This is a genomic window from Sporosarcina sp. GTC18466, assembly GCF_055389225.1.
This window is the reverse complement of sequence record NZ_AP044037.1, coordinates 1,880,259-1,905,739: the sequence shown is the minus strand read 5'-3', so window position 1 is coordinate 1,905,739 and position 25,481 is coordinate 1,880,259. Positions and strand designations below refer to the sequence as shown.

General features: G+C 50.7%; 23 protein-coding genes. 19 read left to right on the top strand and 4 right to left on the bottom strand.

The annotated features are described in order from the left end of the window. Positions 1-316: 316 nt before the first annotated feature. The 6 genes from ACZ5FK_RS09215 (at position 317) to ACZ5FK_RS09190 (ending at position 5,656) form a co-directional block, all read left to right on the top strand. Positions 317-1,072, top strand: a complete 756-nt coding sequence (locus ACZ5FK_RS09215) for an SDR family NAD(P)-dependent oxidoreductase (RefSeq protein ID WP_464804637.1) — start codon at positions 317-319, stop codon at positions 1,070-1,072. 256 nt (positions 1,073-1,328) lie between these two features. Then, positions 1,329-2,243 carry an MBL fold metallo-hydrolase gene (locus tag ACZ5FK_RS09210; RefSeq protein WP_464804636.1) on the top strand — a complete coding sequence of 305 codons (915 nt, stop codon included), beginning with the start codon at positions 1,329-1,331 and terminating at the stop codon, positions 2,241-2,243. Between the two features lie 145 nt (positions 2,244-2,388). Further along, positions 2,389-3,129, top strand: coding sequence for a YihY/virulence factor BrkB family protein (locus ACZ5FK_RS09205; protein WP_464804635.1), 741 nt, complete (start codon positions 2,389-2,391; stop codon positions 3,127-3,129). Positions 3,130-3,131: 2 nt separating this feature from the next. Further along, entirely contained in the window at positions 3,132-3,803 is a 672-nt protein-coding gene (locus ACZ5FK_RS09200; RefSeq protein WP_464804634.1) for a response regulator transcription factor, read from the top strand. Continuing rightward, positions 3,800-5,179, top strand: coding sequence for a sensor histidine kinase (locus ACZ5FK_RS09195; protein ID WP_464804633.1), 1,380 nt, complete (start codon positions 3,800-3,802; stop codon positions 5,177-5,179). The genes ACZ5FK_RS09200 and ACZ5FK_RS09195 overlap by 4 nt, the downstream gene beginning before the upstream one ends. 75 nt (positions 5,180-5,254) lie before the next feature. After that, complete coding sequence (locus ACZ5FK_RS09190; protein ID WP_464804632.1) at positions 5,255-5,656, top strand: hypothetical protein; 402 nt, start codon at positions 5,255-5,257, stop codon at positions 5,654-5,656. Between the two features lie 173 nt (positions 5,657-5,829). Here the strand turns inward: ACZ5FK_RS09190 and ACZ5FK_RS09185 are convergent, their stop codons facing one another. Continuing rightward, positions 5,830-7,986 (bottom strand): type IA DNA topoisomerase, encoded by a 2,157-nt coding sequence (locus ACZ5FK_RS09185; protein ID WP_464804631.1) that lies wholly within the window; start codon positions 7,984-7,986, stop codon positions 5,830-5,832. 800 nt (positions 7,987-8,786) lie between these two features. Continuing rightward, positions 8,787-10,202 (bottom strand): M2 family metallopeptidase, encoded by a 1,416-nt coding sequence (locus tag ACZ5FK_RS09180; protein WP_464804630.1) that lies wholly within the window; start codon positions 10,200-10,202, stop codon positions 8,787-8,789. Between the two features lie 318 nt (positions 10,203-10,520). Here ACZ5FK_RS09180 and ACZ5FK_RS09175 point away from each other — a divergent pair, with 318 nt between their 5' ends. The 10 genes from ACZ5FK_RS09175 to ACZ5FK_RS09130 all read left to right on the top strand — a co-directional run bounded on the left by ACZ5FK_RS09175 (position 10,521) and on the right by ACZ5FK_RS09130 (position 19,945). Beyond that, positions 10,521-10,892 carry a DUF2500 domain-containing protein gene (locus ACZ5FK_RS09175; RefSeq protein WP_464804629.1) on the top strand — a complete coding sequence of 124 codons (372 nt, stop codon included), beginning with the start codon at positions 10,521-10,523 and terminating at the stop codon, positions 10,890-10,892. 136 nt (positions 10,893-11,028) lie between these two features. Next, entirely contained in the window at positions 11,029-13,710 is a 2,682-nt protein-coding gene (locus ACZ5FK_RS09170; protein WP_464804628.1) for a DEAD/DEAH box helicase family protein, read from the top strand. 146 nt (positions 13,711-13,856) lie between these two features. Next, positions 13,857-15,245 (top strand): M1 family metallopeptidase, encoded by a 1,389-nt coding sequence (locus ACZ5FK_RS09165; protein ID WP_464804627.1) that lies wholly within the window; start codon positions 13,857-13,859, stop codon positions 15,243-15,245. A 422-nt stretch (positions 15,246-15,667) separates the two neighbouring features. Beyond that, on the top strand, positions 15,668-16,222 hold the full coding sequence (locus ACZ5FK_RS09160; RefSeq protein ID WP_464804626.1) for a DUF3990 domain-containing protein: 555 nt from the start codon (positions 15,668-15,670) through the stop codon (positions 16,220-16,222). Continuing rightward, the gene (locus ACZ5FK_RS09155) at positions 16,209-16,457 is read left to right on the top strand and encodes a hypothetical protein (RefSeq protein WP_464804625.1); all 249 of its coding nucleotides are present in this window, start codon (positions 16,209-16,211) and stop codon (positions 16,455-16,457) included. Before ACZ5FK_RS09160 ends, ACZ5FK_RS09155 begins: the two co-directional genes overlap by 14 nt. A 278-nt stretch (positions 16,458-16,735) precedes the next feature. Next, positions 16,736-17,071, top strand: a complete 336-nt coding sequence (locus tag ACZ5FK_RS09150) for a PadR family transcriptional regulator (RefSeq protein WP_464804624.1) — start codon at positions 16,736-16,738, stop codon at positions 17,069-17,071. Continuing rightward, on the top strand, positions 17,068-17,607 hold the full coding sequence (locus ACZ5FK_RS09145; RefSeq protein ID WP_464804623.1) for a DUF2812 domain-containing protein: 540 nt from the start codon (positions 17,068-17,070) through the stop codon (positions 17,605-17,607). Before ACZ5FK_RS09150 ends, ACZ5FK_RS09145 begins: the two co-directional genes overlap by 4 nt. Positions 17,608-17,640: 33 nt before the next feature. Then, positions 17,641-18,594: an ABC transporter ATP-binding protein gene (locus tag ACZ5FK_RS09140; RefSeq protein ID WP_464804622.1), complete on the top strand. Its 954-nt coding sequence runs from the start codon at positions 17,641-17,643 to the stop codon at positions 18,592-18,594. A gap of 37 nt (positions 18,595-18,631) precedes the next feature. Further along, positions 18,632-19,255 (top strand): MutS-related protein, encoded by a 624-nt coding sequence (locus tag ACZ5FK_RS09135; protein WP_464804621.1) that lies wholly within the window; start codon positions 18,632-18,634, stop codon positions 19,253-19,255. Positions 19,256-19,462: 207 nt separating this feature from the next. Then, on the top strand, positions 19,463-19,945 hold the full coding sequence (locus ACZ5FK_RS09130; RefSeq protein WP_464804620.1) for a hypothetical protein: 483 nt from the start codon (positions 19,463-19,465) through the stop codon (positions 19,943-19,945). Between the two features lie 204 nt (positions 19,946-20,149). Here ACZ5FK_RS09130 and ACZ5FK_RS09125 read toward each other — a convergent pair whose 3' ends face one another. Together ACZ5FK_RS09125 and ACZ5FK_RS09120 are read right to left on the bottom strand one after the other, a co-directional pair. Beyond that, a complete protein-coding gene (locus tag ACZ5FK_RS09125) occupies positions 20,150-21,709 on the bottom strand; it encodes a DUF4179 domain-containing protein (protein ID WP_464804619.1) in 1,560 nt (519 codons plus the stop codon). Then, positions 21,699-22,226, bottom strand: coding sequence for an RNA polymerase sigma factor (locus ACZ5FK_RS09120; RefSeq protein ID WP_464804618.1), 528 nt, complete (start codon positions 22,224-22,226; stop codon positions 21,699-21,701). Before ACZ5FK_RS09120 ends, ACZ5FK_RS09125 begins: the two co-directional genes overlap by 11 nt. A gap of 170 nt (positions 22,227-22,396) precedes the next feature. Between ACZ5FK_RS09120 and ACZ5FK_RS09115 the strand changes: the two genes are divergently transcribed. The 3 genes from ACZ5FK_RS09115 (at position 22,397) to ACZ5FK_RS09105 (ending at position 25,310) form a co-directional block, all read left to right on the top strand. Next, positions 22,397-23,224, top strand: coding sequence for a gluconate 2-dehydrogenase subunit 3 family protein (locus tag ACZ5FK_RS09115; RefSeq protein WP_464804617.1), 828 nt, complete (start codon positions 22,397-22,399; stop codon positions 23,222-23,224). Between the two features lie 15 nt (positions 23,225-23,239). Beyond that, a complete protein-coding gene (locus ACZ5FK_RS09110; protein WP_464804616.1) occupies positions 23,240-24,985 on the top strand; it encodes a GMC family oxidoreductase in 1,746 nt (581 codons plus the stop codon). Between the two features lie 151 nt (positions 24,986-25,136). Beyond that, a complete protein-coding gene (locus tag ACZ5FK_RS09105; RefSeq protein ID WP_464804615.1) occupies positions 25,137-25,310 on the top strand; it encodes a hypothetical protein in 174 nt (57 codons plus the stop codon). Positions 25,311-25,481 lie beyond the last annotated feature (171 nt).

Here is a 25,481-nt window from a genome sequence, read left to right as displayed (position 1 = left end):
GCTAAACGGATCGTTCCGCCGCGTAATCAGTCGCTTCTCCAGCTAAACGGATCGCTCTGCCACGTAATCAGTCGCTTCTCTAGCTAAACGGATTGTTCCGCCGCCTAATCGATCGCTCGGTACGTTAAATGGATCGTTCCGCCGCCTAATCGATCTCGCGGCACGCTACATAGATGGTCCCTGGGAAAAACCAGCGTTCGTGCCGAGCCGCTTTACTTCATCCGTCCACACTTGCTGGCGAAAGTTTATCCTTCGTTTAGAATTCCAGCAACAGAGGAATTCTATAGAGAATGCAGCTTACATGGAGGGATAGTAAATGGGCAGATTACAGGATAAAGTAGTGATCATCACCGGCGGAGCAGGCGGTATTGGCAGCGGGATGGCGAAAGCAATGGCGAAGGAAGGGGCGATTGTAGCAATCGTCGATTTGAACGAGGAAACGGGGAAAGCAATGGAGTCAGAGCTTCAGGCGATCTCTCCAAAGTCTTTCTTCTTGCAGGCTAATTTGATGGACCGAGAAAGACTGCCGTCGATTGTGGATGAGGTGGTCTCGAAATGCGGCCGGCTCGATGTGCTTGTGAATAATGCACATGCATCCAAGCAGGCGCCGTTTGAGGAGACGACTCAAGCGGATCTCGATTTATCATTCGGCACAGGGTTTTATCCGACGTTCTATCTGATGCAGGCTGCTTTTCCGCATTTGAAGAAGTCACAGGGAAAGGTCATTAACTTCGCGTCAGGTGCAGGGCTGGAAGGTCACGAGACACAAGCGGCGTATGCTGCGGCGAAGGAGGCAATCCGGGCGATTTCCCGGGTAGCCGCGCGTGAATGGGGATGCTACGGTATCAATGTAAACATCATTAGCCCGCTTGCCAATTCACCGGGTGTCCAAGCATGGGCTAAGGCGCAACCTGAGTATTACGAAGATGTCTTGAGCAAGATTCCGCTAGGCCGTTTTGGTGATGTGGAACAGGATATCGGCAGGGTTGCCGTGTTTTTAGCATCTGAGGAATCGGGATATATAACAGGACAGACAATAATGGTGGATGGCGGCTCGATTATGCTGAGATGATGACTAAGAGCATGACTTGATTGTATAAAGACGGGATAATCTAAACGGTTGTCTCGTTTTTTCTGATGCATGTAGAATATAGATTTTATTTGGCGACGGAACAAATGAATGGGGCATAACAGGATGTACGGGTCGCAAGGGGTTTTACAGATGAGCCGAATGAATACTCTTCAGCCATTCGGGGAAAAGAAGAAGTGGCTCACTTTCTGGCAACCGCCAATTTTCTCTTCTACAATAAAGGAAAGGGGTTGATTGAATGAGGTATACGAATATGGATGATGTCGTCGTGACAGGTGATCTTAAAGGCCTGCTGGGGTGGCTGAAAGAGCGACGCAGCAAGCAGAAGGATCTGTCGTACCAGCTGCCGCGTATCGAGAACCCGGCGACGGACTGGCTACGGGCCAACCGCGAACTGCCGACCATCACCTATATCGGTCATTCGACATTGCTGATCCAGCTGGCAGGACTGAATATCATTACGGATCCCGTATGGGCAAAGTGGCTTGGCATGTACCGCCGTCTGACGCAGCCGGGCCTGAAGATAGAAGAATTGCCGGACATTGATGTCGTCCTGCTATCCCATAGCCATTACGATCATCTCCATTACGGTTCGATCAAGCGGCTGCCTGGGAATCCGCAGTATCTCGTACCAGCAGGCCTGAAGCGTGCTTTCAATCGGAAAGGCTTCAAGCGGGTGTCAGAATTTCAGTGGTGGGAGAGCCTGGAGATCGGCCCGCTGACGTTCACGTTTGTCCCCGCCCAGCACTGGACGAAGCGTTCGCTGCTTGACACAGACCGGTCGCACTGGGGCGGCTGGATGATGGAAAGTGAAACGGCGCCGACGGTCTACTTTGCAGGAGACAGCGGGTACTTCCGGGGCTTCCAGGAGATCGGGGATGCGTTCGAGATTGATATCTGCCTGATGCCGATCGGTGCCTATGAGCCGGAATGGTTCATGAAGGGGCAGCATGTGAATCCGGAAGAGGCGGTACAGGCATTTCTCGATACCCGGGCGAAAGAGATGATCCCCATTCATTTTGGTGCGTATATGCTCGCGGATGATACGCCGCTTGAGGCGCTTGAGCGGACGCAGGCGGAATGGGAACGCCAGGGCATCGATCCTAATCGGCTGCGGGTCATGCGGCTAGGTGAACTGTATAAGCTTACATAAAGCGGTGAATGTTCCCTGAAACAGTAGCGTAACTTGTTTCAGGGGTTTTTTCTAGCAGAAGGAGAGGATTGCCATCATCCGGACTGTCGCCATCCGTTTCTATAAAGAACGTTTCTTCGATCAGGCTGCTCAGACGGCGTATTACTTGCTGCTGTCGATGTTTCCGTTCCTGATCTTCCTGTTTTCGCTGCTGAGCTATCTGCCGGTGAATGAAGAATGGCTCCTCGCGTTCATCCGCCCGTTTGCGCCGGAAGAAGCATTTGTCATCATCGAGCAGAACGTCAGGGCATTGCTGTATAAAGTGCAGGGGAATGTGCTCTACACGAGCCTCGCCATCGCGTTCTGGCTGTCATCCGTCGCCGTACAGTCCCTTGCCCGGTCACTCGACCTTGCTAACGGATATATCCGCCCATACGGCATCTGGCGGGCCATCATCCGGGACCTTGGTGTGACGCTTCTGTTCATGGCAGTCATCTCCCTATCGCTGTTCCTGCCTATGATCGAACGGGCGCTGCATGAAGTGGTCTCCTACTACGACGCGATCGAGCAATGGGCGGGCTGGCTGTACGTGTGGCCGCTGCTAAAGTGGGGGATTGGCACCTTGTTCCTGTTCAACTTCTTCCTGCTCTTTTATAAAGTCGTGCCAACCGGTAGAATGAGAGTAATTGAAGTGCTGCCGGGCGCGGTATTCTCCGCAATCGGCTGGCAGTTGTTTTCGCTCGTGTTCGACAGTTATGTGCAGCAGGTGGAATACAACCGTCTGTATGGGCAAATATCAGGAGTCATTCTGCTCGTCCTCTGGTTCTATCTGACGGCGGTGATCATCCTCGTATCGGGGCTGCTGAATGCAGAATGGCGAGTCAAATTGAAAAAGAAGGGGCGATAGGAATGGACATATTAGCGGTCGATGATGATCCGAATATCTTGGAACTGGTCGCCATCCATCTGACGCAGGCAAGGTATTCGGTACGCAAGGCGAAGAATGGTGCGGAAGCGTTGGCGCTGGCGGAAGAGAAGCTGCCGGATCTAGCAGTAGTGGATGTCATGATGCCGGGGATGGACGGCTTTGCACTCACAAAGAAGCTTCGGGAACGGAATGTGCCGGTTCTATTGCTGACGGCGAAGGGGGAGCTGGAGGATAAAGAGAAGGGCTTCCTTGCGGGTTCCGATGATTATGTCGTGAAACCGTTTGAGCCGAAGGAGCTGTTGTTCCGGGTCAACGCCATTTTGCGAAGATATGAGAAGGATGTCGGTTTTCTGATAGAAGCAGGCCCTCTTCTGATCAACCGGCAGACATATGAAGTATCGGTCGGCAAGAAGGTGCTGCTGCTTCCATTGAAGGAATTCGAGCTGCTGTCCGTCCTTGCTTCAAGACCGAACCATGTGTGGGAGCGGGACCTTCTGATCGAGCGGGTGTGGGGGTTCGATTATGAAGGGGACGAGCAGACGCTCAATGTCCACGTCAAACGGCTGCGGGATAAGCTAGCGAAGCTCGGCGACCCTGCGCGCATTACGACAGTGCGAGGCGTCGGGTACAAGCTGGAGACGGATCTGTCATGAAGTCGCTGTATGGGAAGTTCCTGTCCTTTACAGTCGGCATCATGCTGACAAGCGCGCTGATCGCGTTCCTTGCGGTCAATACATATTATCATCAGCAATTGAAGGGAAAGAACGATGCGAAGAATGTCGCAATCGCTTCGTCCATGGCGGAATATATTGAAAGTGACGAGACGATTGACCTGGCGCATTACCTGGATACGCAGGCAGACGCGGGCTATAAGCTGTATGTCGTGGATGAAAACCGGGAAGCGGTGCAATACGGTGCGCCATTTAGGAAGGCGAATCTGCCGGAATCGGCCCTCGATGCTGTGCTTTCGGGCGGCGTCTACCACGGAATGCGCGACCTCAAGACAGAGACGTTCATGACGGGCTTCTTCTCCGATCAGCTGGCGAACACAGTCGGCGTCCCTTTCATGCATGAAGGAAGGCGGTATGCGCTATTCCTGCGGCCGGACATCAAACTGCTGTTCACGGAGGTGCATTACCTGCTCGGCGGCATGGTCATCGTCATGGCGATCTTCAGCCTGCTGTCCATGCTGATTGTGGCAAAGAAACTGATCGAGCCGATCACGAAGCTCACGGCCGCGACGAAAAAGGTGGCGGAGGAACGGTTCGATGTCCCGATCGACATCAACCGGCGGGATGAAATCGGGCAGCTTGCAGCGAGTTTCCGGGTAATGACGGGGCGGCTGCAGGAAAGCGACCGCATGCGCAAGCAGTTCATCAGTGATGTGTCCCACGATTTCCAGTCGCCGCTTCTGAACATCAAAGGATATGCGACGTTGCTGCTGGACGAGCAGACGAGCGACGCGGAGCGTGCAAATTACGTCGGGGTGATCAAATCGGAGACGGACCGGCTCTCGACATTGACGAAGCAGCTGCTTTTGTTGACGTCGCTCGACCAGCTGGAAACGCCCCTTCGTTACAAGCGATTCCGACTGGATGAGCAAGTGAAGGAAGCGGTGCGGAAATACCGGTGGGCGCTGGAGGAGAAGGAGCTGTCGCTTTCCATGGAACTTGCGGAAGTGGAGCTTGACGCGGACCCTGCGTTCCTCGAGAAAGTATGGGAAAACCTTCTATCGAATGCGATCAAGTACACTCCGGCAGGCGGCGAGATTGATGTGGGAATGAAGGACAGTGAAGATTCCGTCACGATGACGGTCCGCGATACAGGCATCGGTATCCCAGCAGGCCATCTGGATAAGCTGTATGATCGTTTCTACCGCGTCGATGACTCCAGGACCCGTGAAGTTGAAGGGACAGGCCTGGGGCTTTCCATTGTCCAGCAAGTCGTCGCTCTCCATAAGGGGACAATTGACGTCGACAGCACGGAAGGAGAAGGAACCGTATTCACAATCACACTGCCCAAACTGTAATCTGCCGTTCACGTTCCGTTCATGTTGGCTTCTTACAATAGAAGTATCAACATGACAACGGGAGGAATCACATAGATGCAGGAAAAATGGAGTTTGCGGCTGATCCGCATTGCGGCGATATTCGGGATGATCGGGGCGTTCTTAGGTTCACATATGGCAGGGGCGGGGTCGTATGCGTTTAAACCGATCCATGCGCATATTCTAGTCGTCGGATGGCTGTCGGTGTTTGCATGGGGCGTGTTCTACAAAGTATTCAAAGTGCGTGCGAAGAAGCTCGTGACCGTACATGGCTGGACGGCAATCATCGGGTCCATCGGCCTGACGGCGGGCATGTGGTTCCAGTTCATGCAGCCATTCGGCCTGAACGAAACATTTGCACTCGTCTTCTATATCGTCGGCGGCAGCATCTTGCTGATCGCGTTTGCGCTTTTCATCATTCTGACATGGATGGTGCAGAAAGACGGCGTGCGGAAGTAAAAAGAAATCCACCCCTGCGGTTCAGGCAGAGGTGGATTTTTGCGTTGGCAGGAGAATCGGGGCCCTTTGGCGAAAAAACAGGACAGGAGGGATCGCAATTGATACGGAAAATATCGTTTTACGTCGTGATACTGCTCATTATGATTGTCCTGTTATGGATGTTCCGCCAATGACTATTTCGTGCCCGCCGGCTCGTTCTGGAACACCAGATTCAACTTCCCGTCCTCAAGCGAAAGGCTCGCGTTAAACTGCCTGCCGCTTTGTGACGTGAAGCCTTTGATGACATTCGTTTTGCCTTTCGTGCAGAGCAGTTTCACCTGAGCGGGTGTCAGTTTCTTTTTGAGATAAAGCCCAGGGAATGTCTGCTTGCAGCCGTTCTTGTAATTGCTGCAGCCGTAGAAGCTTTTGCGTGCGAGGATCGTCCCTGTCTTGCAGGCAGGACAAGGCGCGACTTCTGTGGCGGCATAGGATTTACCTGACTTGCCGGCGCGAGGCGGGATGCGGCCCGGGTCGATCGGGCGCGCTTCGATCTGCCGTGGCACGTCCTCCAGTAGTTTTATGATGAACCTTGAAATCGTGCCGAGGAAATGATCACTTGTCCCTTCCCCGTTGCCGATTTTGCGCAAATACGCTTCCCATTTCGCCGTCATCGATGGGCTCGCAAGCAGATTCCCTTCAATGGCTTCGCATAAGACGCGCCCTTTTTCTGTTATGGACACGATGTTTTTCGAGACGGAAATATAGCCATGCTTCTTAATCGTCTCGATGATGCCACTTCGCGTCGCTTCCGTCCCAAGCCCCTCAATCTCCTTCAGAATATCCGTCTCTTCCTTGTCATCGATCAGTTTTCCGCATGTCTTCATCATGGCGATGAGCTGACCTTCGGTATATGGCTTTGGCGGCATCGTCTTGCCTTCCTTAATACCAATTTTGCTGTGGACAGATTCCTTCTCGCGGAGCGGAGGCAAAGACGGTTCATCCTTATCGTCCTTCGCGGCCTGGAAAAGTTCCTTCCAGCCAAGATCACGCTCCGTCTTGCCGGTCGTGAAGAACGGCAACCCGTTCACATCTGTCGTCACTTTCGTCTCGGTGTACTGGTAGTCACGATGGAACATGGCGAGCGCCGTTCGGACGACTTCCTCATATAAATTACGTTCTAGCGACGACAACTTCGCGAGTGCCGCCTCGGTCGGAATCTTCTTTGTCGGGATGATGGCATAGTGTTCTTGAACTTTCGAACTGTCGACAAAACGTTTTTTCGGAGCCAGTGACATGACGGGAAAGGGAGCCTTGACGAGCTGCTGATACGCCCCGACCTGATCCTTCAAATAGGCGAATTCGTTCGGCGTAATATGCCGTGCGTCCGTCCGCGGATAGGTGACAAGTTTCTTCTCATATAGATCCTGCATCGTCTTCAGCACCGTGGCGGGACTCGCTTTCCAGCGCCGGTTCGCAGTTGCTTGAAGCGTTGACAGGGAATGAAGCTGGGGCGGCGGCATGCGCTTGTCCGTATGCGTGACGCTCGCGACCACGCCGGGCGAATCAGGCCGGATGCCATGCTTTTTCAGCAGCTCTTGGACGATCTCGCGCTTCGGCTCCTTCACTTTTGCCTTCCCTTTATACGTCCCGTGTTCTGCCGTGAACTCCGCTTCCACCTCGAAAAACGGCTCCGACACGAACGTCTCGATTTCCCGGGCCCGCTGGTAGATCAAATAGACCGTCGGCGATTGCACACGCCCAATCGGGAACACTTCCTGCACACCTTTCGCCTTCAATAAAAGAGTATACAGGCGTGACCCGTTCATCCCAACGAGCCAGTCGCTGATCTGCCGAGCTTTCGCCTCCTCGTACATAAGCAGGTCCTTCCGGTTGTCGCGAAGATTCGCAAAGCCCTTTCGCACTTCATCCACTTCGAGCGAATTGATCCACAGCCGCTTGATCGTCTGATTGCGCGCACCTGTCTGGTAATAGATGCTGTAGAAGATATTCGAGCCTTCCCGGTCCACGTCGCACGCATTGATGACCGTGTCCGTCCCACGAATGAGCTTCTTCACGACCTGGAACTGCTTGAATTTTCCCTTCGCCACTTGGAACTCATACCGGTCCGGTAAAATCGGAAGACTGCCGAGCGACCATCGCTTCCACGCGGGATTGTACGCATGCGGCTCCTTCAGTTCGACGAGATGGCCGACGCCCCATGTGATATAAGCGCCTGCAGGGAAGATGGGACATGGGTTGATCTCGATGAATCCCTCATGTTTTCGCACGGAAAAAGCGTCTGCATACGCTTTTGCTTGGGATGGTTTTTCAGCTAAGATGACAGGTCTCATGAGCACACCTCTTTTCCTGAACAGTGAAACATTTGTTCTTTATTATCTCATAGATGTGAGATAATTTCTATCTGATTTGCTAAGAAGGGAGATATAGGGAATGGTATTGAAACCCTTGATAGAAAAGGGCTCAGAGTTATGAAATTCACTCATTCATTATTAAAATTAGAACTTTTTCAGTGATCTTAGTCAGTTCCCGAGGGACGAAAAAACAAGTGCTTTTTCACTGGTTATTTAAATAAAAATATAGCTATAAGAGTCACTATAACAATAAATGGGATTGCTAAAACATAAGCCCACAGCAAACTAGGAAAACTATTTTCACTCGTGTAATTTTTTTTCATAGAAGTAGCAACGGATATGGTCACAATTAGTCCAATAGCTAACATAATGACGACGAGAATCATTGATACAATAATGAATACCTTCATGCCTTCCTCCTTTTTGGAAATAAACTTCTTCATTCTATACGGTTAACTCGATAAAAAGCATTTTCGAGGACCATCCAATTAAGGGTTATTTAAACCACCCACTTTTTATGTAACGATTATTTTGTCGCCGAGTGCTAATTAATCGCACAAAGCACCCAAAATAGTTTGGGTGAAATTTGTACGCCTGCAACGTAGGTACATTTGTTCTATTGTCTCATATTTGGCGGGGGATTGCTATGGGAGTGATGATGGAAGAGTATCGGTGAAAAGAAAGATTGGTAAGCCGGATAGAGTGACAAGTACCATTAACCAAACAAAATGCCGAGCTCCTATGAACCCAGCATTTGTCTTTTTTTATATGTCATGAAATCAGGCGTTCGCTTGCTTAACTGCAACGAATTGGTCGATGAAATATTGTGGGTTTAATGTTTCACCTGTCGCTTTTTCAATCTTTTCATTCCACGCGTAAAGGGCGCCCGGCTTGAAATAATCTTCGATCAGATAAGTTCCGACTCCTTTCGTGAACATGTCAGCTGAAACATCTTTGTAGATATGCGCTTCCAACTGAGATGTCGTCAGCTCCCCAAGCAGGTAGTTCTGGTAATAGACCGGAACGAGGGTGAAATGGATTTTCGCTGCCCAGTGTGGATAATCCACATTTTCCGGCGAGTTCACGAACTGGATGTCGTTCACCAGCTTCCACCACAATTTATTTAAATCTTGGTCTGGATTTTCATAAAGTTCCTTCTCAAAATAGGAAAACGTCATGATCCAGCGGCCGGCAATGAGCATTTGACGGCGCAAGGATTCTTCGATGATCGGGGCTAACCGATTCACTTCTGATTCGTCAACTTCCAAGAAGCGCTTCAGCCACTCTGGATTCTTCGCGAAACGGCCATATAGCATGGCGATCGCTTCTGTCGTGAGCGTATGGGAACACGTTCTCAAAAGGAATGGCAGGTTCTCGTCCACATATTTGAAATATACCGCGTGGCCAAATTCATGCAACGTTGTGCTAGACCAGTAGTCAGACGGGACGTTGTTGCACAGGACGCGCACATCTCCATCCCGATCGATGTCCGTACAGAAGGCATGCTGGTTTTTCTTGTCGCGCGGATACATATCGCTCTTCGCCAGCATATCTTTGATTTCCATACCCATGCTTTCGAACGTAGCGATGGTCAGCTGCTCCAGGTCCTTCCCCTCATAATACGGATCCAAGTCGAGCTCCTTCATCGGCGGTGCTTCTTGGAAGAAAGGATCGGCATAATGCCAAGGCCGCAGCTCCTCTAGTGTGATGCCGAACCGGTTCGCAAGCTCCGAATCCAGTTCCAGCTTCATTTCCCGGAACGGTTCATCCGACAAGTCTTTCAGTTCATCGAAAATCGAAAAGACTTCATCGCGGTCGAGTTCCTGCAGTTTGAAGCTCATTTGGTGATAGTTGTCATATCCAAGTGAACGGGCGACTTCGTTCCGCTTTTTAACGAGCGTCAGGAGCTTTCCTTCCACTTCTTTTGCAATTTGTTTGCTCGCATGCCACGCCTCTTCCCGCTCAGTGAGGTCATTGCTTTTCAGCAAGATTTGGCGGACATCATTCTCTGAAACCTCTTTATCGCCGATCTTCGCACGGAATGTATTGAAGAGGCCGACCAATTCTGTAGAGCGCTCGACCATCTCCTTCAAATCACTCTCCGCGATCTGATTTTCCGCCATTCCGTTATACAGCCCTTCCAATTGACGGCGCTGGATATCTGTCAAACCATCCTCTTTCAAATACGATTTCACATGTTCAAATCGTTCTGGGTCAGCAAAGTAGAGATTAAAAGCAGTCGAAGCCTCCGCTGTTTTTTGATTCTACTCGTCCTCGCCTGTCGTTGCCGCCATCCACGAGCTGGACGTGCTGGCGATATGTAATGCCTTGATTGCGTCGTTTTGTTCTTGTAAGAAATGCTCAACTGTCATGTTCATTTCCCCTTTTTTGGACATTGTTTAGTATATTCGAGACAGCATGCGCAAAGTCCTTTCTCTTTCGGATGAATTAACGAATACCGAAACTATTCAGGTGATGTATCGTATGATACGTATAACGTTTACAGAGGTGATATGGTGGGCTTTAATTCATTTGACGGTACCCTGTTTTCGGTTGTGCCGTATTTCATTGGGGCTGTCTTTATTTTGGTGATTGGCACGATTATCTTTAGGAGCGTAAAAGGTATCGGCACATGGGCTTCCAATAACAACTCCCCTAAGTTGTCCGTTCCAGCTCAAGTAGTCGCGAAAAGGACGGAGACGTGGGGAGGAAGCGGCGATTCATCGGCCCACACATCCTATTACGCTACCTTTCAAGTGGAGAGCGGTGACCGGATGGAGTATCAAGTGAGCGGTGCTGAAACCGGCATGTTGGCGGAAGGCGATATCGGAATCCTGACGTTCCAAGGAACCCGCTATTTGGGGTTTGAGCGGAAACGTGATTAAATGATACGTTGATCAGGCCGGCTGATGGATTTTTGAGTAGTTAAATGGATCGTTTAGGCCGGCGAATGGATCGTTCGCGAGGCAAACCGGATCATTCAGCAAGCAATAAACCAACCCGGAAATGGAGGCCAAGCAAATGGACAATTTCCCCAAAGGAATCGAGTTTTGCTATAAGTGGCGGTCATATCAGGCGCGCATCCTTCGGGAACTACCAGACCATCTGGCGAATAGGCATCTCCACTTGGTGGCCCCTCCCGGTTCGGGGAAGACGGTGCTGGGGCTGGAAGTGATGCTGCGTCTGGATAAACCGGCTTTAATCGTCGCGCCGACGCTTGCAATTAAACAGCAATGGAAGGAACGCTTCACTGAACTGTTCCTTGGAGGAAAGCAGCCTGATTGGTTATCGATGGATATTACCCAGCCGGACTTCATTACAGTGACGACTTATCAGGCGTTGCATAGCGTCTATCAAGAAAAGAAGACTTCTGAAGAAGCGGACGAGGAAGCTGCGGATGATGCGGAATGGGAAGTTGATCAGGAACCTATGGAAACGGATAGAGCTCGCATCCAGCGGAATCTTGAGGGGTTCGGCTTCGGTACGCTGATTTTAGATGAAGCGCATCATTTGCGTACGGCATGGTGGAAATCAATGATGACGCTTCGACATTCTCTGCAGGATGTCCATGTGGTTGCCCTGACGGCTACGCCGCCACTGGATGTATCGGCTCTCGAATGGGAGAGGTACGAGGAACTGTGCGGGCCGATCGATCTTGAGATCAGTGTCCCTGAACTGGTGAAGGAAAAAGAGCTTTGTCCGCATCAGGATTATGTCCACTTTTCTGCACCTGTCGGGGAAGAGCTAATGATGATCCTACGTTTCCGGGAAGAGGTGGATCGGTTCGTTGAAGCGCTTTTTACCGAGGGACAGTTACAGAACCTGCTTGAACATCATCCGTGGATAACAGACCCGCCTGCATACGTACAAGAAATACTCGATCATCCCGCTTATTTTTCAAGTATTTTAGTGTTTTTGAAGCAGGCAGGCAGTGATTGCTACAAGGAGGCAATGCCGGTCATAGGATTGCCCGAGAACACATTACCTCCCTTTACATATGAATGGCTCGAAGAATTGTTGACAGGGCTTCTATTTGCAGATGAAAGAATCGAGGATGTTTCCAATTTCCGGAAGCGCTTGAAACAGCGGTTGTGGCAAATTGGTGCCATCGAGAGAAGAAGGGTCAAGCTGCGTGCCACAGAAAGCATGAACAGGAAGCTGACTCATAGCATTTCCAAGCTGACGGGCATTTGTGAAATCGTGAAATCGGAGAAAGACCTGCTGCAAGAGAAGCTGCGGATGGTTATCCTGGCCGATTATATCCACCTTCAGGACTTGCCTGCTGCTAGCGGAGATGAAATGCCGCTCCGTCGTATCGGGGTTGTACCGATCTTTGAGAAAATCAGGCGGGAGCTTGGCGATGATGTGAAAATAGGGATTCTCACGGGCTCGCTGGTCGTCCTGCCGAAAAGCGGGTTGCGGATCGCGGAGGATAGAGCAAAGCACCATGGGGTAGAAATCGTATGGAAAGAGATGGCGCATGATCCCTCGTATATGCGTGCCGATCTGACGGCCGGAAATCGCCAAAGAATCGTGGCGGTCATGACGGACATCTTCTCTTCAGGCGGCGTTCATGTCTTGATCGGAACAGCGGCATTGCTTGGAGAGGGCTGGGATGCGCCTTGTATCAACTCGCTGATCATCGCGTCCTATGTCGGCTCCTTCATGCAATCGAACCAGATGCGCGGGAGGGCCATCCGGGTAGACAGGGAGAACCCGGGCAAGACCTCGTCGATCTGGCATCTCGTCTGTGTCGACCGGGACGCGGACGATCCGGGGCATGACTATGCGCTGCTGTCCCGGCGGTTTCGCTCGCTTGTCGGGGTGAGCGAGAAAGAGGATGTGATCGAGACGGGGCTGTCGAGACTGGATCTTGAAGAAGCGCCTTATACGCTAGATGCCATCCAGTCAATGAATGAGCGGACACGCGAGAGGGCGACTGGGCGGAACCGGCTATTTGAAAGGTGGCAGCGCTCCATAGCAAAAGGCATCGGGATGGAGATGGAAATCCGTACAGAGCGACAATCGCTGCCCCGGCCTTACTATCTGCCTCATTCCCTGAAAGCGATGACCTACTTGGCAGGCTTCGCGGTGGCAGGCGAACTGTTCGATGCGGTGCGTTTTTTTATGAATTTCCGGGACATTCCGATAGGCGCCGGGTTATGGCTAGGTCTGATTGTCGGGATGGCATTTGGCCTTCCGTCCATAACGAAGGTCGTAAAATTATATATGAGACATCCGTCTGTCGAATCCAGCATGGCGGAAATCGGCAAGGCGGTCTACGTGGCACTCCATCATGCCAAAGTGGTGCACACCCCTTTTTCGGAAGATATGGTCCGCGTGACAGCAGACCGGATGGGTGCATACACGTGCTGGCTGATGGAAGGGACGGCGCATGAGAAGAACGTGTTCATGAGTGCCTTGCAAGAGTTCATCGACCCGATTGAAAATCCGAGATATCTCATCGTCCGCCGTACAGGGGGATTGCTGAAACGTAAAGACGTTCACGCTGTCCCGTATGAATTAGCAAGGAAGAAGGAATACGCGCAGTTCTTCCATGCGGAATGCGAAAAACGCCTGGGCGATTGCGAATTGATCTATACAAGGACATTTGAGGGAAGACAGGACCTGCTGCGCGCGCGGGTGGGTGCCTTATCTGCGGCGTTCGTGAAGAAAGCGGAACGGATTAGTGGTTGGCGGTAAATGAGAACAGTAAATGCGTTCAGGGATTACTGCCTTACATAAATAGCCTAAACGGGGGATTGTACATCTGATAACACATAGAGGGTATGGTGAAGTGATAGTATCGGTTTAAAATCAGAAGCAATATGTGAAGTGAGGTCTACCACATGAAAAAACTACTGCTGCTCATCCTTCTTCTCCTAATCAGTATAGCAGGCTGCTCAGGTGAACCGATGTACACAGAGGAAGAGCTGTCGACCAGTTCCATCCGCTATGGTCCGGCTGACCCGCAGTATGTGATCGAGGCGGACTATGACGATGTGGCGCACCAGGTAGATGCGCGCATGGAAGTGAGTTGGAAGAATCAGCTTGATCAGCCGTTACAAACAGCAGTCTTCAATCTGTGGCCGAATGCGGTTGATGGCGGAGAAATCGAGGTGCAGAACGTCTTTTTGAATGGAGAGGAAGCAGAGTTTTCGACCAGTGACACGTCCATGACCATATCGGGAATTTCCGTAAAATCCGGTTCCCGGGCGGCTGTAGAGATGGAATTCACCGTCATCCTGCCTGAACTGAAGTACCGGTTCGGCTGGTCGGGGCGGCAAGTGTCCCTAGGGAATTGGTTTCCAACCCTTGCAGTACATGACGGTAAGGGCTGGATCACGCATCCGTATTTCGAGACAGGTGAATCCTTCTTTTCCGTGGCAGGCGGCTTTGACGTGACATTCCGCGCACCGGCCGATTTGGAGATTGTTGCAACCGGTGAACGGCAATCGACTGAAATCCAACAGGGCGTACGGGCAGTCCGGTTCACAGCGGAACGCGTACGTGATTTTGCTATGCTGCTGAACACGCCGTACCAGTCCGTCCACGAGAACATCGGCGGAACAGCCGTCACTGTCTATTTCCGTGAAGGGGAAGAGGAGGCGGCGTACATCATGATTGATGCTGCCAGGAAGGCGTTCCCGGCATATGAAGAATGGTACGGCGAGTATCCGTGGAAGACGCTCGGCATAGCCAGCGTCGACTATGGCTCCGAATTTGACGGCGGCATGGAATACCCGCAGCTCGTCATGATCAACACGCCGCATATCGAGGACGCGGAGGAACTGGGCGTCACAATTGCACACGAAATCGCCCATCAGTGGTTCTACGGAATCGTCGGAAGCGATCCCTCAAGTGAACCTTGGCTCGATGAATCACTGACCACGTACGCCTCCTACGAAGCCTATTACGGGCAGGATGGCCTAGGATGGCTCAAAGACAGTGGTTCCGCCTACACCATCACTTCGTCGGTCAACGATTTTGAAGAGGAGGACCTGGAGCAGTACGGCGATGTCATGTATGATGACGGAGCAAAGATGCTGCTCGACCTGCGCGAGCATCTCGGGGAAGAAGTGTTCATGGAAGGGCTGCGAAAATACGTCGATGACAGGCGGTTCGGTATCGCTACCACTGCCGATTTCATCCGTAGCATGCAAGAGGTGTCAGGGGAGAACCTGAAACCGTTCTTCACGGCGCATCGTGTAGTTTTGGAGGAGACGAAGAGGGAGTAGACTCGTGGAGTCGCTCCTTTTTTTGTTTACCACCGAGTTGAGGGGCGTTACCAACGATTTAGTTGAGTTTACCACCGCCTCTATCGAAAAGGTACCTGTTCGCGATTGAATTCAGATAATACAACAAAACTACATATTTGAAGACGAGTAAACGCTTCTTCACTGATGTGAACATTTTTTCGTTGTATAGTTACCCATTGAGCTGAATTGACATAAAAGCACCTTGCTCAGGTACCGATCACTATCCGACAATCCTAGTGACAGGTACCACCCCTCCCACCTTAATCTCCTGCGTAAACAAACAGTACTGAATAATATGTTTAACCCAGACAATACAACACAATTGTATAAAGCCCCTAAATGAAATGAATGGTATAATGTATATAACGAAATAAAAAGTAGAGAATGATCGGGGAATTAGAATGTTAGAGACATTTCAAGTATGTTATCATGGCACGGTAGATATCAAGGGATTGATGATCCGCAACCATGGAATAGATCTTTCCATTCCGGTACCTGGAACTGATTTTGGACAGGGGTTTTATCTTACAAATAATCGAGAGCAAGTTGAAGAATGGGCACGAAATAAAGCTCGAGACGCGAACGATCGGAATAACTGGATCAATGCCAAACCAGTTGTACTGCGGTATCTATTGGATATTGATAAGCTTTCAAATCTCGTTGGAAGGAACTTTTCTGCTGCTGACCAGCAATGGGGAAAATTCATTCTGAATAATAGGCAAACATCACAAATGTATTATGACTTGCCTTATGATTATGCAGCTGGCCCCGTGGCGGATGGTTATATGAGAAGCTTACTGAATGCTGTAAAGATAAATTTGATTTCCAAAGGGGAATTTTATAAGGAAATTGCACCGAAAGGCAGTATGTCGGCATACAATCAACTATCGGTACATTCAGTGGAAGCAGTGAATTGTCTTACATTAGAGGAGGTGGAGTACATTGAAGAAGTATGAAGACTACGACCGGTTAGAACAAATGTTTTTTGATGAAATTTTAGAGGTTGTGCGAAAGAAGCATGGCGGTGAGCCAAAAGAAATGATGGAGGCATCGACATTTTTCAAACGGTATGAGGAAAATCCGAAATACGTCCAACATTACCCACCTGTTTATTGGGCAGATTTTATTATCGATCAAATGTCTCATAGCCGTCCAAATTGGGAAGACCGTGGGGAATCCGCTTTCTTTTAAACGGTTACCTATGCACGATCGAATTCAGACAATACACTGAAAATGCATATATGAAGCCGATTAGCCGCTCAAAGCAAGTGTGAGCGGTTTTTTGGTGTATAGATTTAGTTGAGTTTACCACCGCCTCTCAACCAGTTACCACCGACTCGCCAAAATAAAGTCCAAAACCCCCACATTCCCCTTCGAAAAATGAAACCAATATCCATATTGACACGTATATCATTAAACGATATACTCCACTCATTGATATATCACTTAACGATATATGGGAGGAAGCTATGGCGAGAAGTCGTTCTTTGGAAATGGGAGAGCTTACTGACACGGCGTATTATATTTTGCTGTGTTTCGTGGAAGAGAATCATGGATATGTCGTCATGCAGACGGTAGCGGAGCTGACGGACGGCCAGTTTTCCATCGGGCCGGCTTCGTTGTACTCGACGATTCAGAAACTGGAGTCCGCAGGGTTGATTGAGATGACGGCGCTTGGTGATAAAAAGAAGAAGACGTACCGGGCGACGGAAGAAGGGCTTTGCTTGCTGCGGCAGGAAATGCAGCGCAGGCGGGAGATGGTGCAGCATGCCGAGGAGATGTTGAAGAAGGCGGGGAAAGAATGATGACGGAGACCAAATACATTAACAGCGGGGGGCTGGCATTCACGGAGCAGCACGACATGGAGCGCTTGCGCCAGCTTGCGAAAGAGGGTTGGATCCTTGATCGCATGCAAGGTCTCGGCTATTTGCTGAAGAAAGGCGAGCCGCAAGACATCGAGTATGCGCTGGATTATCAGAAGGCGCCGGATGAGGATTATTTCGCCTACTTCGAAACTGCCGGTTGGACACATGTCTGTTCCGGGGGGAATGAAATCCATATATTCAGCGCGCCGGCGGGAACAATGCCCATTCATACCGATCCGATGACAATCGTGGACAAATATCAAGACCAAAGAAAGCGGGTGGGCAAAATCGCGCTGCCTGCTCTGTGTATCACAATCGTGCTATTCATCCTGTCCGCCTTCGGCAATGCCGGCATACTTCCTGTGTTTATCGGAAATACGGCAACTTTTCTCAGCTACGTGGCAATGATCGTACTCGTATTCACCGGTTTGCCATTCATCGGCTACTGTTATAAATTGAGCAGGCTTCAGAAATAAACGAATAGATAAGGGAAATGGGAGGGGTTCACAATGGAAACGGTTCTGACTGTGACAGGTCTAGGCAAATCATTTAAGAAGAAACAGGTGATCGAGGATATCTCCTTTGAGGTGAGAAAAGGGGAAATCATGGCGGTGCTAGGTCCGAACGGGGCGGGCAAGTCGACAACCATCCGCAATATCATGGGCATCATGTATCCGGACGAAGGCACCGTACAGTTCCACGGGTGCCGTCCCGGCGACATTCCGCGCCAAAAAATCGGCTATCTGCCGGAAGAACGCGGACTTTATAAAAATGTGAAAGTGATGGACATGATCCTCTATTTGGCGGAGCTGAAAGACTATCCAGTCAAGAAAGCCAAGCAGCGGGCGCTTGCCTATTTGAAGAAGCTTGGGCTTGAAGGGAAAGGGAATGTCTCGGTGGAGGAGCTGTCCAAAGGGATGGGGCAGAAAGTGCAGTTCATCGGCTCCATCATCCATGAACCAGAACTGCTGATTTTGGATGAACCTTTTTCCGGCCTCGATCCGGTCAGCCAGGAAGTGTTCAAAGAGGAAATTCAGGAACTCGCAAGAAACGGCACCGCCATCCTGCTCTCTTCCCACCAGATGAACATGGTGGAGCAAGTATGCGACCGGCTGTTCATGATCCATCAAGGCAAGAAGGTCATTTACGGATCGCTGGAAGAAGTGAAAGATGCATATGCCAACTTCAAATGTACGATCCGTGGGCGAAACGAGATGGGCATCCTGGAACGGATTCCGCACGTCGCGCGGGTGGAGACGAGAGAAGGGGAAGCTGTGCTGTATTTGGACCAGGACGTCCACCCGGCAGCCTGGCTTCGCTCGTTGCCGGAACAACTTCAAATTCAGGAACTATCCATAGACAGGATTTCTTTGCACGAGATATTCATCGACGTAGCGACGGGCCGTCACGCACAAACGGGAACTGGGGAAGGGGCTGGCGTTTTGGGATCAGGAGGAACTTGAATTCACGGAATTAGCGCATCCACTCCTTGAAAATCCGGTGCGGAATTCCGCGGATCTGGGCAAAACCATTTTAATCACCGGCTCCAACGCGTCAGGGAAATCGACATTCATCAAAGCCGTCGCCATCAATGCGATTCTCGCGCAGACGATCCAGACGGTTCTGGCTGACACGTGGACCATGAAGCCAAGTTACGTCGTTACCTCCATGGCCATCCAGGATAGCGTGCTTGAGGGAGACAGTTATTTCATTGCGGAAATCAAATCCCTGAAGCGCATCATCGCAATCAGTGAAGAGAAGAAGCCCGTCCTTTCGTTTATCGACGAAATCCTGAAAGGAACCAACACGATCGAACGCATTGCCGCTTCCGCCGCCATCATGGAAAGACTCGCCCAAAATCCCGGCATGACCATTGTGGCGTCCCATGACATTGAACTGACGGAAATTGCAGGAGCTAAGTATCGCAACTACCATTTTAGAGAATCGATTACAGACAACGCCGTCTCCTTTGATTACCAAATCCATAATGGTCCGTCCACGACGAGAAACGCCATTAAGCTTCTCGACGTGCTCGCCTACCCGAAAGGCGTGACCGCGAAAGCGAATGAGCTGGCAGAGAATTTCACGGAGAAGCGGGAGTGGGGAGTTATTGGCGCGCGATAAAATGAAGGCCTGCCCAGATAATCAGGGAGAACTGATTATAGACAGCCCTTATGTGCCCAGGGAACTGAATTGTCATAAAAGCACCCTGCGCAGGTATCGATCACTTCGTGTCCAACTAGACTTGCACAGGCATGTAACGTTGTAAAATAATAAATTAATTGGAAATTTGTGTGGTATGATGAGCTCATTACCTAAGGAGGTCCAATCATGAGTCTGTATTGTGCTCTTGTAGCAAACGAACCGTTGCAGGAAATCGATCATTCTGGGATTGAAGAAGTGACGGTGGGGGAATTAAAGAAGTTATATCCTATTGCTGAAGCGACAGTTGAACAGCCTTGGCATTCAATGGACGATGATGTGCGGATGTTACATGTGCCGGATCAATCCGCGTTTGGCCGTCTGAGCATATTTAAATGGAATAATCCTCCGTATGATTTGGAAGATTACAGTGACAAGAAGTACAGATATGGGGTTGAAGGCAACTGGGACTCCGAATTCTTACAGGACTTGTATCATTATCTCAAAACAACGCTTACACAAGACCGGAAAGCTGAGCTCATTCGGTTTTGGACGGGAGATATGGAAGCTGATCGATCGCTAGTTGAACGGAAATTGTCTATTAAAGACCTTGAATTATCACACTTGGAGAGCGTACAGGATGAAAGGTATTTACGTCTGGTTTTTGAGTGAAAAAGTATGTGACTAAGGGAGTTTTGAACAACTCAACACCTGCGCTAAGCCGAGAGTTTAGCGCTTTATTTGTTGAAATAAGTGCCTGATAAAATCCATGGTAAACTCTCGCGGCGTTACCACCGACTTATCCCACTGCAGCCTCGTACCTGCATTTTGGCTGAATCAAAAAACGAGAGCCTCCCATCCAGGCTCTCGTTTCTTTTATTTCAGCGGCAGCTCCACGACTTGATCGACATACTCCGTAATCATGTACCCATCAATCATCAGCATAGCAGGGATGAAGTCGGTGGAATCCTGCCCCATCAGGCTGAGCTGGGATTCCGTTGAGTACATGATGGGCTCTTCCAATTCATCGAGACGGTAGAAGACGTCGGAGGCTTTGTAGCGTGCTCCGTTTTTATCGACGACCACGCCATCGCTATTCCCCGATGAGGAGGGGCCCGTACCTTCTTTATCCGCGAAGTGGTAGTTCAGGACTTGGTATTTACGTCTCTTGTCCATAGATTCCGTCATGGTAAGTTCAGTGGGCTGGCCAATCTTCACGTCTTCGATGGTAATGGTGGTGCCCAAGTATTCAAATGACTGCGGAAATGGCTTGGATAGATCAATCGGATATTCGGCTTTCTCCTGGACACTATAGGATACATTTCCAAAATGGACTTTTACGTCGGCCGGATCCTCGAAATAGAGCGATTCAAAGGTGGCGTTCACTTCGTTCCATCCTGAACCGCCTGAGGATGAACTGCCGACCCCCGCTAACCCGAATGTGCCACCTTTCACGTAGGTGCCTTTTTTTGTCTCGAGCCCGTCAATCCCAATGTGCATCTGGTTTGGCCGATCATCGAGATCCATCTTTTGATATCGGTACGTCAGCACAGTCACGGTCGGCGCGATCATCAGCTTGTCGAAGATGACCCGATTTCCTTCGTATTCCGTCTCCACATGCAAGTCATGGACGATGGCTTTGTGCTTTTTCACAGGGATCTCGAATGTCCAGTCGCCGTCGATGAACTCAGGTGCTTCCGAATTCGCAACAATCTTTTGTGCTTTTTTCAAGGAGAGGTGAATGCTGCCTTGTTCTGATTGGAGAGGCGCCATACCGAGCCTTCCCTTTGTCAGATACCCCTTCTCCACAGGGAACGTCATTTGACTGGTCACAGGATAACCATCTTCTGAACCGAAGATGTCCTTTTTATTCTCTACTGAAAGGCCATTGGTATAATTGATTGCGTATGCATGCTGTTTTTTGAGATCCTCCACTTCATAGTAGACGAGCGTCTGCATATCATCCGCCACCACGTTCGTGATCGTGATTTTGACACCGTTGCTTTCAGCAGACACATTCACCTTGTCCCCGAGGCCTTGCTGCACAATATGCTCCACTTGTTCCTCTTGTTTATTGCCGAAGTCCTTCCACCAGTCTATAAACCCTGAAAATCCGTTTGTCGCGATGGCGGTCCCCACAAAAACTGTGAGGAAAACCGCTGCGGCTGCTCCGATCAATGGGAGTCGTCGAAATGGCTTGCCTCTTCTTTTTTGAGAATTCTTCACGGACGCCCGTACGTTTTTCATGAAATGGCTTGGCACATGGATGGCGTCCGATTCCTCCTCCAGCGAGGTGATCACTTGCTGGAATTTCCGGTATTCCTCCCGGCACGCCCCGCACGTCTCCAGGTGGCGTTCCATTTCTTGCTGTTCATCCTCGTTCATCGTGCCTTCCAGGTAGTCGATCAGCTGCTCCTCGAAATGCTTACAGTCCATTCCCCTCACCGCCTTCCAGTAGTTTCCGAAGCTTTGCCAGGCCCCGGTACAGCCTCGATTTCACTGTCCCGACCGGTACGCCCGAGATGATAGCGATCTCCTGCTGGGAGTAACCTTGGATATATTTCAGCAGGATCGCTTCCTTCTGGTCGCTGTCCAGCTTCTCCATATGTTCCATAAGCTCCAGTCTGCTGCCTGCCGGACTCTCCTCTGCCGCGTCAGGCGGATCTTCCATGACATGCCTGCCCCGCTTCCTATAGATCGCCCTGCATTCATTCAAAAATATGGATGTCACCCATGTCTCGAAGTACCTGTCCTGCTGCAGCTGGCCGATGTTGTCATGGACTTTGAGGATGGCGTTGTGAAATACGTCCTCTACATCATGATGATCTTTCAAATAGGCCCAGCCGATTTTATAAAATTTGGACTGTCTCGCGTCGAACCAGTCCAGCAATGCCTGCATATCTTGCTTTTTAATCCGTTTGAGGAGGACTGGCTCCTGAATTGTCGTCTCCACGAATACGGCTTCCCCCTTTCCGAGCGGCTCTTCCCCAATTAGAGCAGCGGGGATGCCGAAAAGTTCCCCGGTTTCAAATTAAATACGATTCGTCTCCCTGATTGTATACAATTGGATGACTCTGGCAAGCATGGATAGAAAGCAATTAGTCATTTGAGGAGGCATACGACATGACAGAAAAACAGACGGATCCAAAAACAAACGGCATGAGCCGGCGGGCATTTCTGAAGAATTCAGGTCTCGTGGCGGGCGGTCTCGTCGGAGGCGGCTTGATTGGCGGATTATTGACGAACCAGGTGCAGAAGAAGCCGGAGGTGGCGCCCGCCCATGAAAGCGGCGGACCGCAGGAGGCGCGGGTATTTTTCAGCCGGGGCGAGGACTTTGACATTCTGTCAGCTGCGACAGAGCGCATATTCCCGAAGGACGACCTGGGGCCGGGAGCGATTGAACTCGGCGTTCCGTATTTCATCGACAAGCAGCTGAATACGGACTGGGGCAGCAACGCAAAGGAATATATGAAAGGTCCGTTTGTCCTGAACATGAAGGATGCCGGCAATCATAATAGTTCGAAGGATCAGGACAGCCAGGGGCCGAATGCGGATACGCAGATACCGGTACCGTCCCCGCGCTACCAGACGAAGATGACGCGTGCGGAAATCTTCACGCTCGGTCTGCGTGAAATGGACCGTGTTTCACAAGAGTCCTACGGCAAGCGGTTCGTGGAAGCTTCTCCTGAGCAGCAAGACGAAATCCTGACCGACTTTGAAGCCGGCAAATATGCGCTCGCAGGTGCAGGTTCTCAGAACTTCTTCCATCTCTTGCGGGCCTGCACGATCGAAGGCGCGTACTGCGACCCGGTCTATGGAGGCAACAAGGACATGATGGGCTGGAAGATGAAGGAGTACCCAGGTCCGCGCGCAAGCTATGCCGCACAGGTCGAAGCGGAGGAATTTGTCGTACTGGATCAGCAAAGCTTGCGGAATTATCAAGGACATTAAGGGGAGGCATTTGACATGGTGACGAAACTGAAAAAAGTGGATGTTGTAGTCGTTGGGACTGGCTGGGCCGGCGGAGTGGTCGCGGCGGAACTTTCAAAAGCGGGCTACAAAGTGGTCGGACTTGAGCGCGGGAAGAATATTATCCGGGAAGATTATGTCGGCGTGAAAGATGAGCTGCGTTATACGAACCGATATGAAATGATGCAGAATTTGAAATCTGAAACCGTCACATCACGCAATTTTTTGGATGAAGTGGCGTTGCCCGTGCGGACGCGTCACGAATTCATGGCAGGGACGGATCTCGGCGGAGGCAGCGTGCACTGGGCCGGCGCAACATACCGGTGGAAACCATATGATTTTGAGATGCGATCGAAGACCATCGAGCGGTACGGGAAGGACAAGATTCCGGAAGGCATGACCATTCAGGACTGGGGCATCACGTATGAGCAGATGGACAAGTACTACGATAAATGGGAAAAGACGGCGGGCATCTCAGGCGAACCCGATCCGCTCGGGCCGGAGCGCTCCAGCGACTATCCGAATCCGCCGATGAAAGAATCCGTACCGATCAAAATGTTCAAGGAAGCGGCAAAGAAACTTGGCTACCATCCGTATCAAGTGCCGGCAGGAAACCTGTCGCAATCGTATACGAACCCGGATGGCGAAAACATGAATGCGTGCATGTACTGTTCATTCTGTACACAGTACGGGTGCGATTTCGGCGCGAAATCCGATCCGCTCGTCACCGTGTTGCCGACCGCGACGAAGACGGGTAATTTTGAAGCGAGAGTTTCATCGAACGTTCGCAGGGTCCTTTATAAGAATGGGAAAGCGACAGGCGTCCTCTACGTCAATACGATGACGGGTGAAGAGTTCGAACAGCCGGCGGATGTCGTCGTGCTGGCGGGATTCTCCATCACGAACAACCGCCTTCTTTTCCTGTCGGAGATCGGCGAGCCGTATAATCCGAACACACGAAAAGGCGTCATCGGACGGAACTTCAATGGGCAGTTCGGCAACACGTTCCTTGGCGCGAGAGGCTTCTTCAAGGACAAGAAGTTCAACTACTATGCGGGCGCCGGTGCACTTGGCGGCACGCTCAGCGATTTCGCGGGCGACAACTTCGACCATACGAATCTGAAGTTCCTGAATGGCGGCGGTATTGAGATGCGCCAGTATGGACAAGGCGCCATCGCCGGCAACCATGTGCCGAAAGGGACGCCGGGCTGGGGTGCGGAATTCAAGAAGAACTCCATCTTTTATACGAACCGGACGCTGATTGTCTGGTACACCCAGGCGGTCATGAGCTGGTGGCATAACTATACAAGCCTCGATCCGACCTATAAGGATGACTACGGCGATCCATTGCTCCGCATCACGAACCGCTACACCGAGTATGACAAGGAAGCGGCCTTGTTCGGCATCAAGAAGTGCCGCGAGATCATGGAAGCGATGGGTGCAGACATTATCGATGAAGATGAATTCCCGGAACAATTCGATCACGTCTATGACGGCGGCCATTATGCGGGAGGCGTCATCATGGGCGCGGACCCTTCCACATCCGCCGTCAACAACTACTTGCAAATGTGGGACGTCGACAACCTGTTCGTCGTTGGCGGCTCAGCCTTCCCGCAATTCGGCGGCCACCATCCGACCGCAACGATCGGCGCACTCGGCTACCGCGCAGCAGAAGGCATTGAATTATATTTGAAGAACGGCGGCCAGCTGGTCCAGCGTTCGTCGGAAAGCCAAATCGTATGACATGTGCACACTTCCTGAGGGGAGTGTGTTTTTTTGTATCGAGTCACAAGAAGTAAGTTTGATTTTTCTGAAGTTGCGATAGGTTTTGGCTCGGCAAGAATGGTACACTAGTGGAAAGAGAGGGTCGGCTTGACTGACGAGGGGGGAGAATATGAACAACTGGATGTATTCGCTGTACGCCCTGTTACTGGGGATCGTTTCGTTCTTTACGGGTGAGCTTGTCACCTTCATCATGCTTGGTTTCATATTGATTGCGTTATTGAATATCAATAATACGCTGAAGAGGATATTTTTGAAGAATGGCAAGGGAGAGTTTGAAAAGTGAAAGGTAAGAAGATCGTTCGGCTATCGTTTATCGCAGGGGGAACTGCACTGCTGGCACTGAACCTGTTGCAGGGGATGGATACGCTTAGCGACCAGATCAGTATAGGGTTTGTATCTTGGTTTTGGCAATAGGGCTACTTGTTCCGATCGGTGTGTTTAAAGATGATTCTGT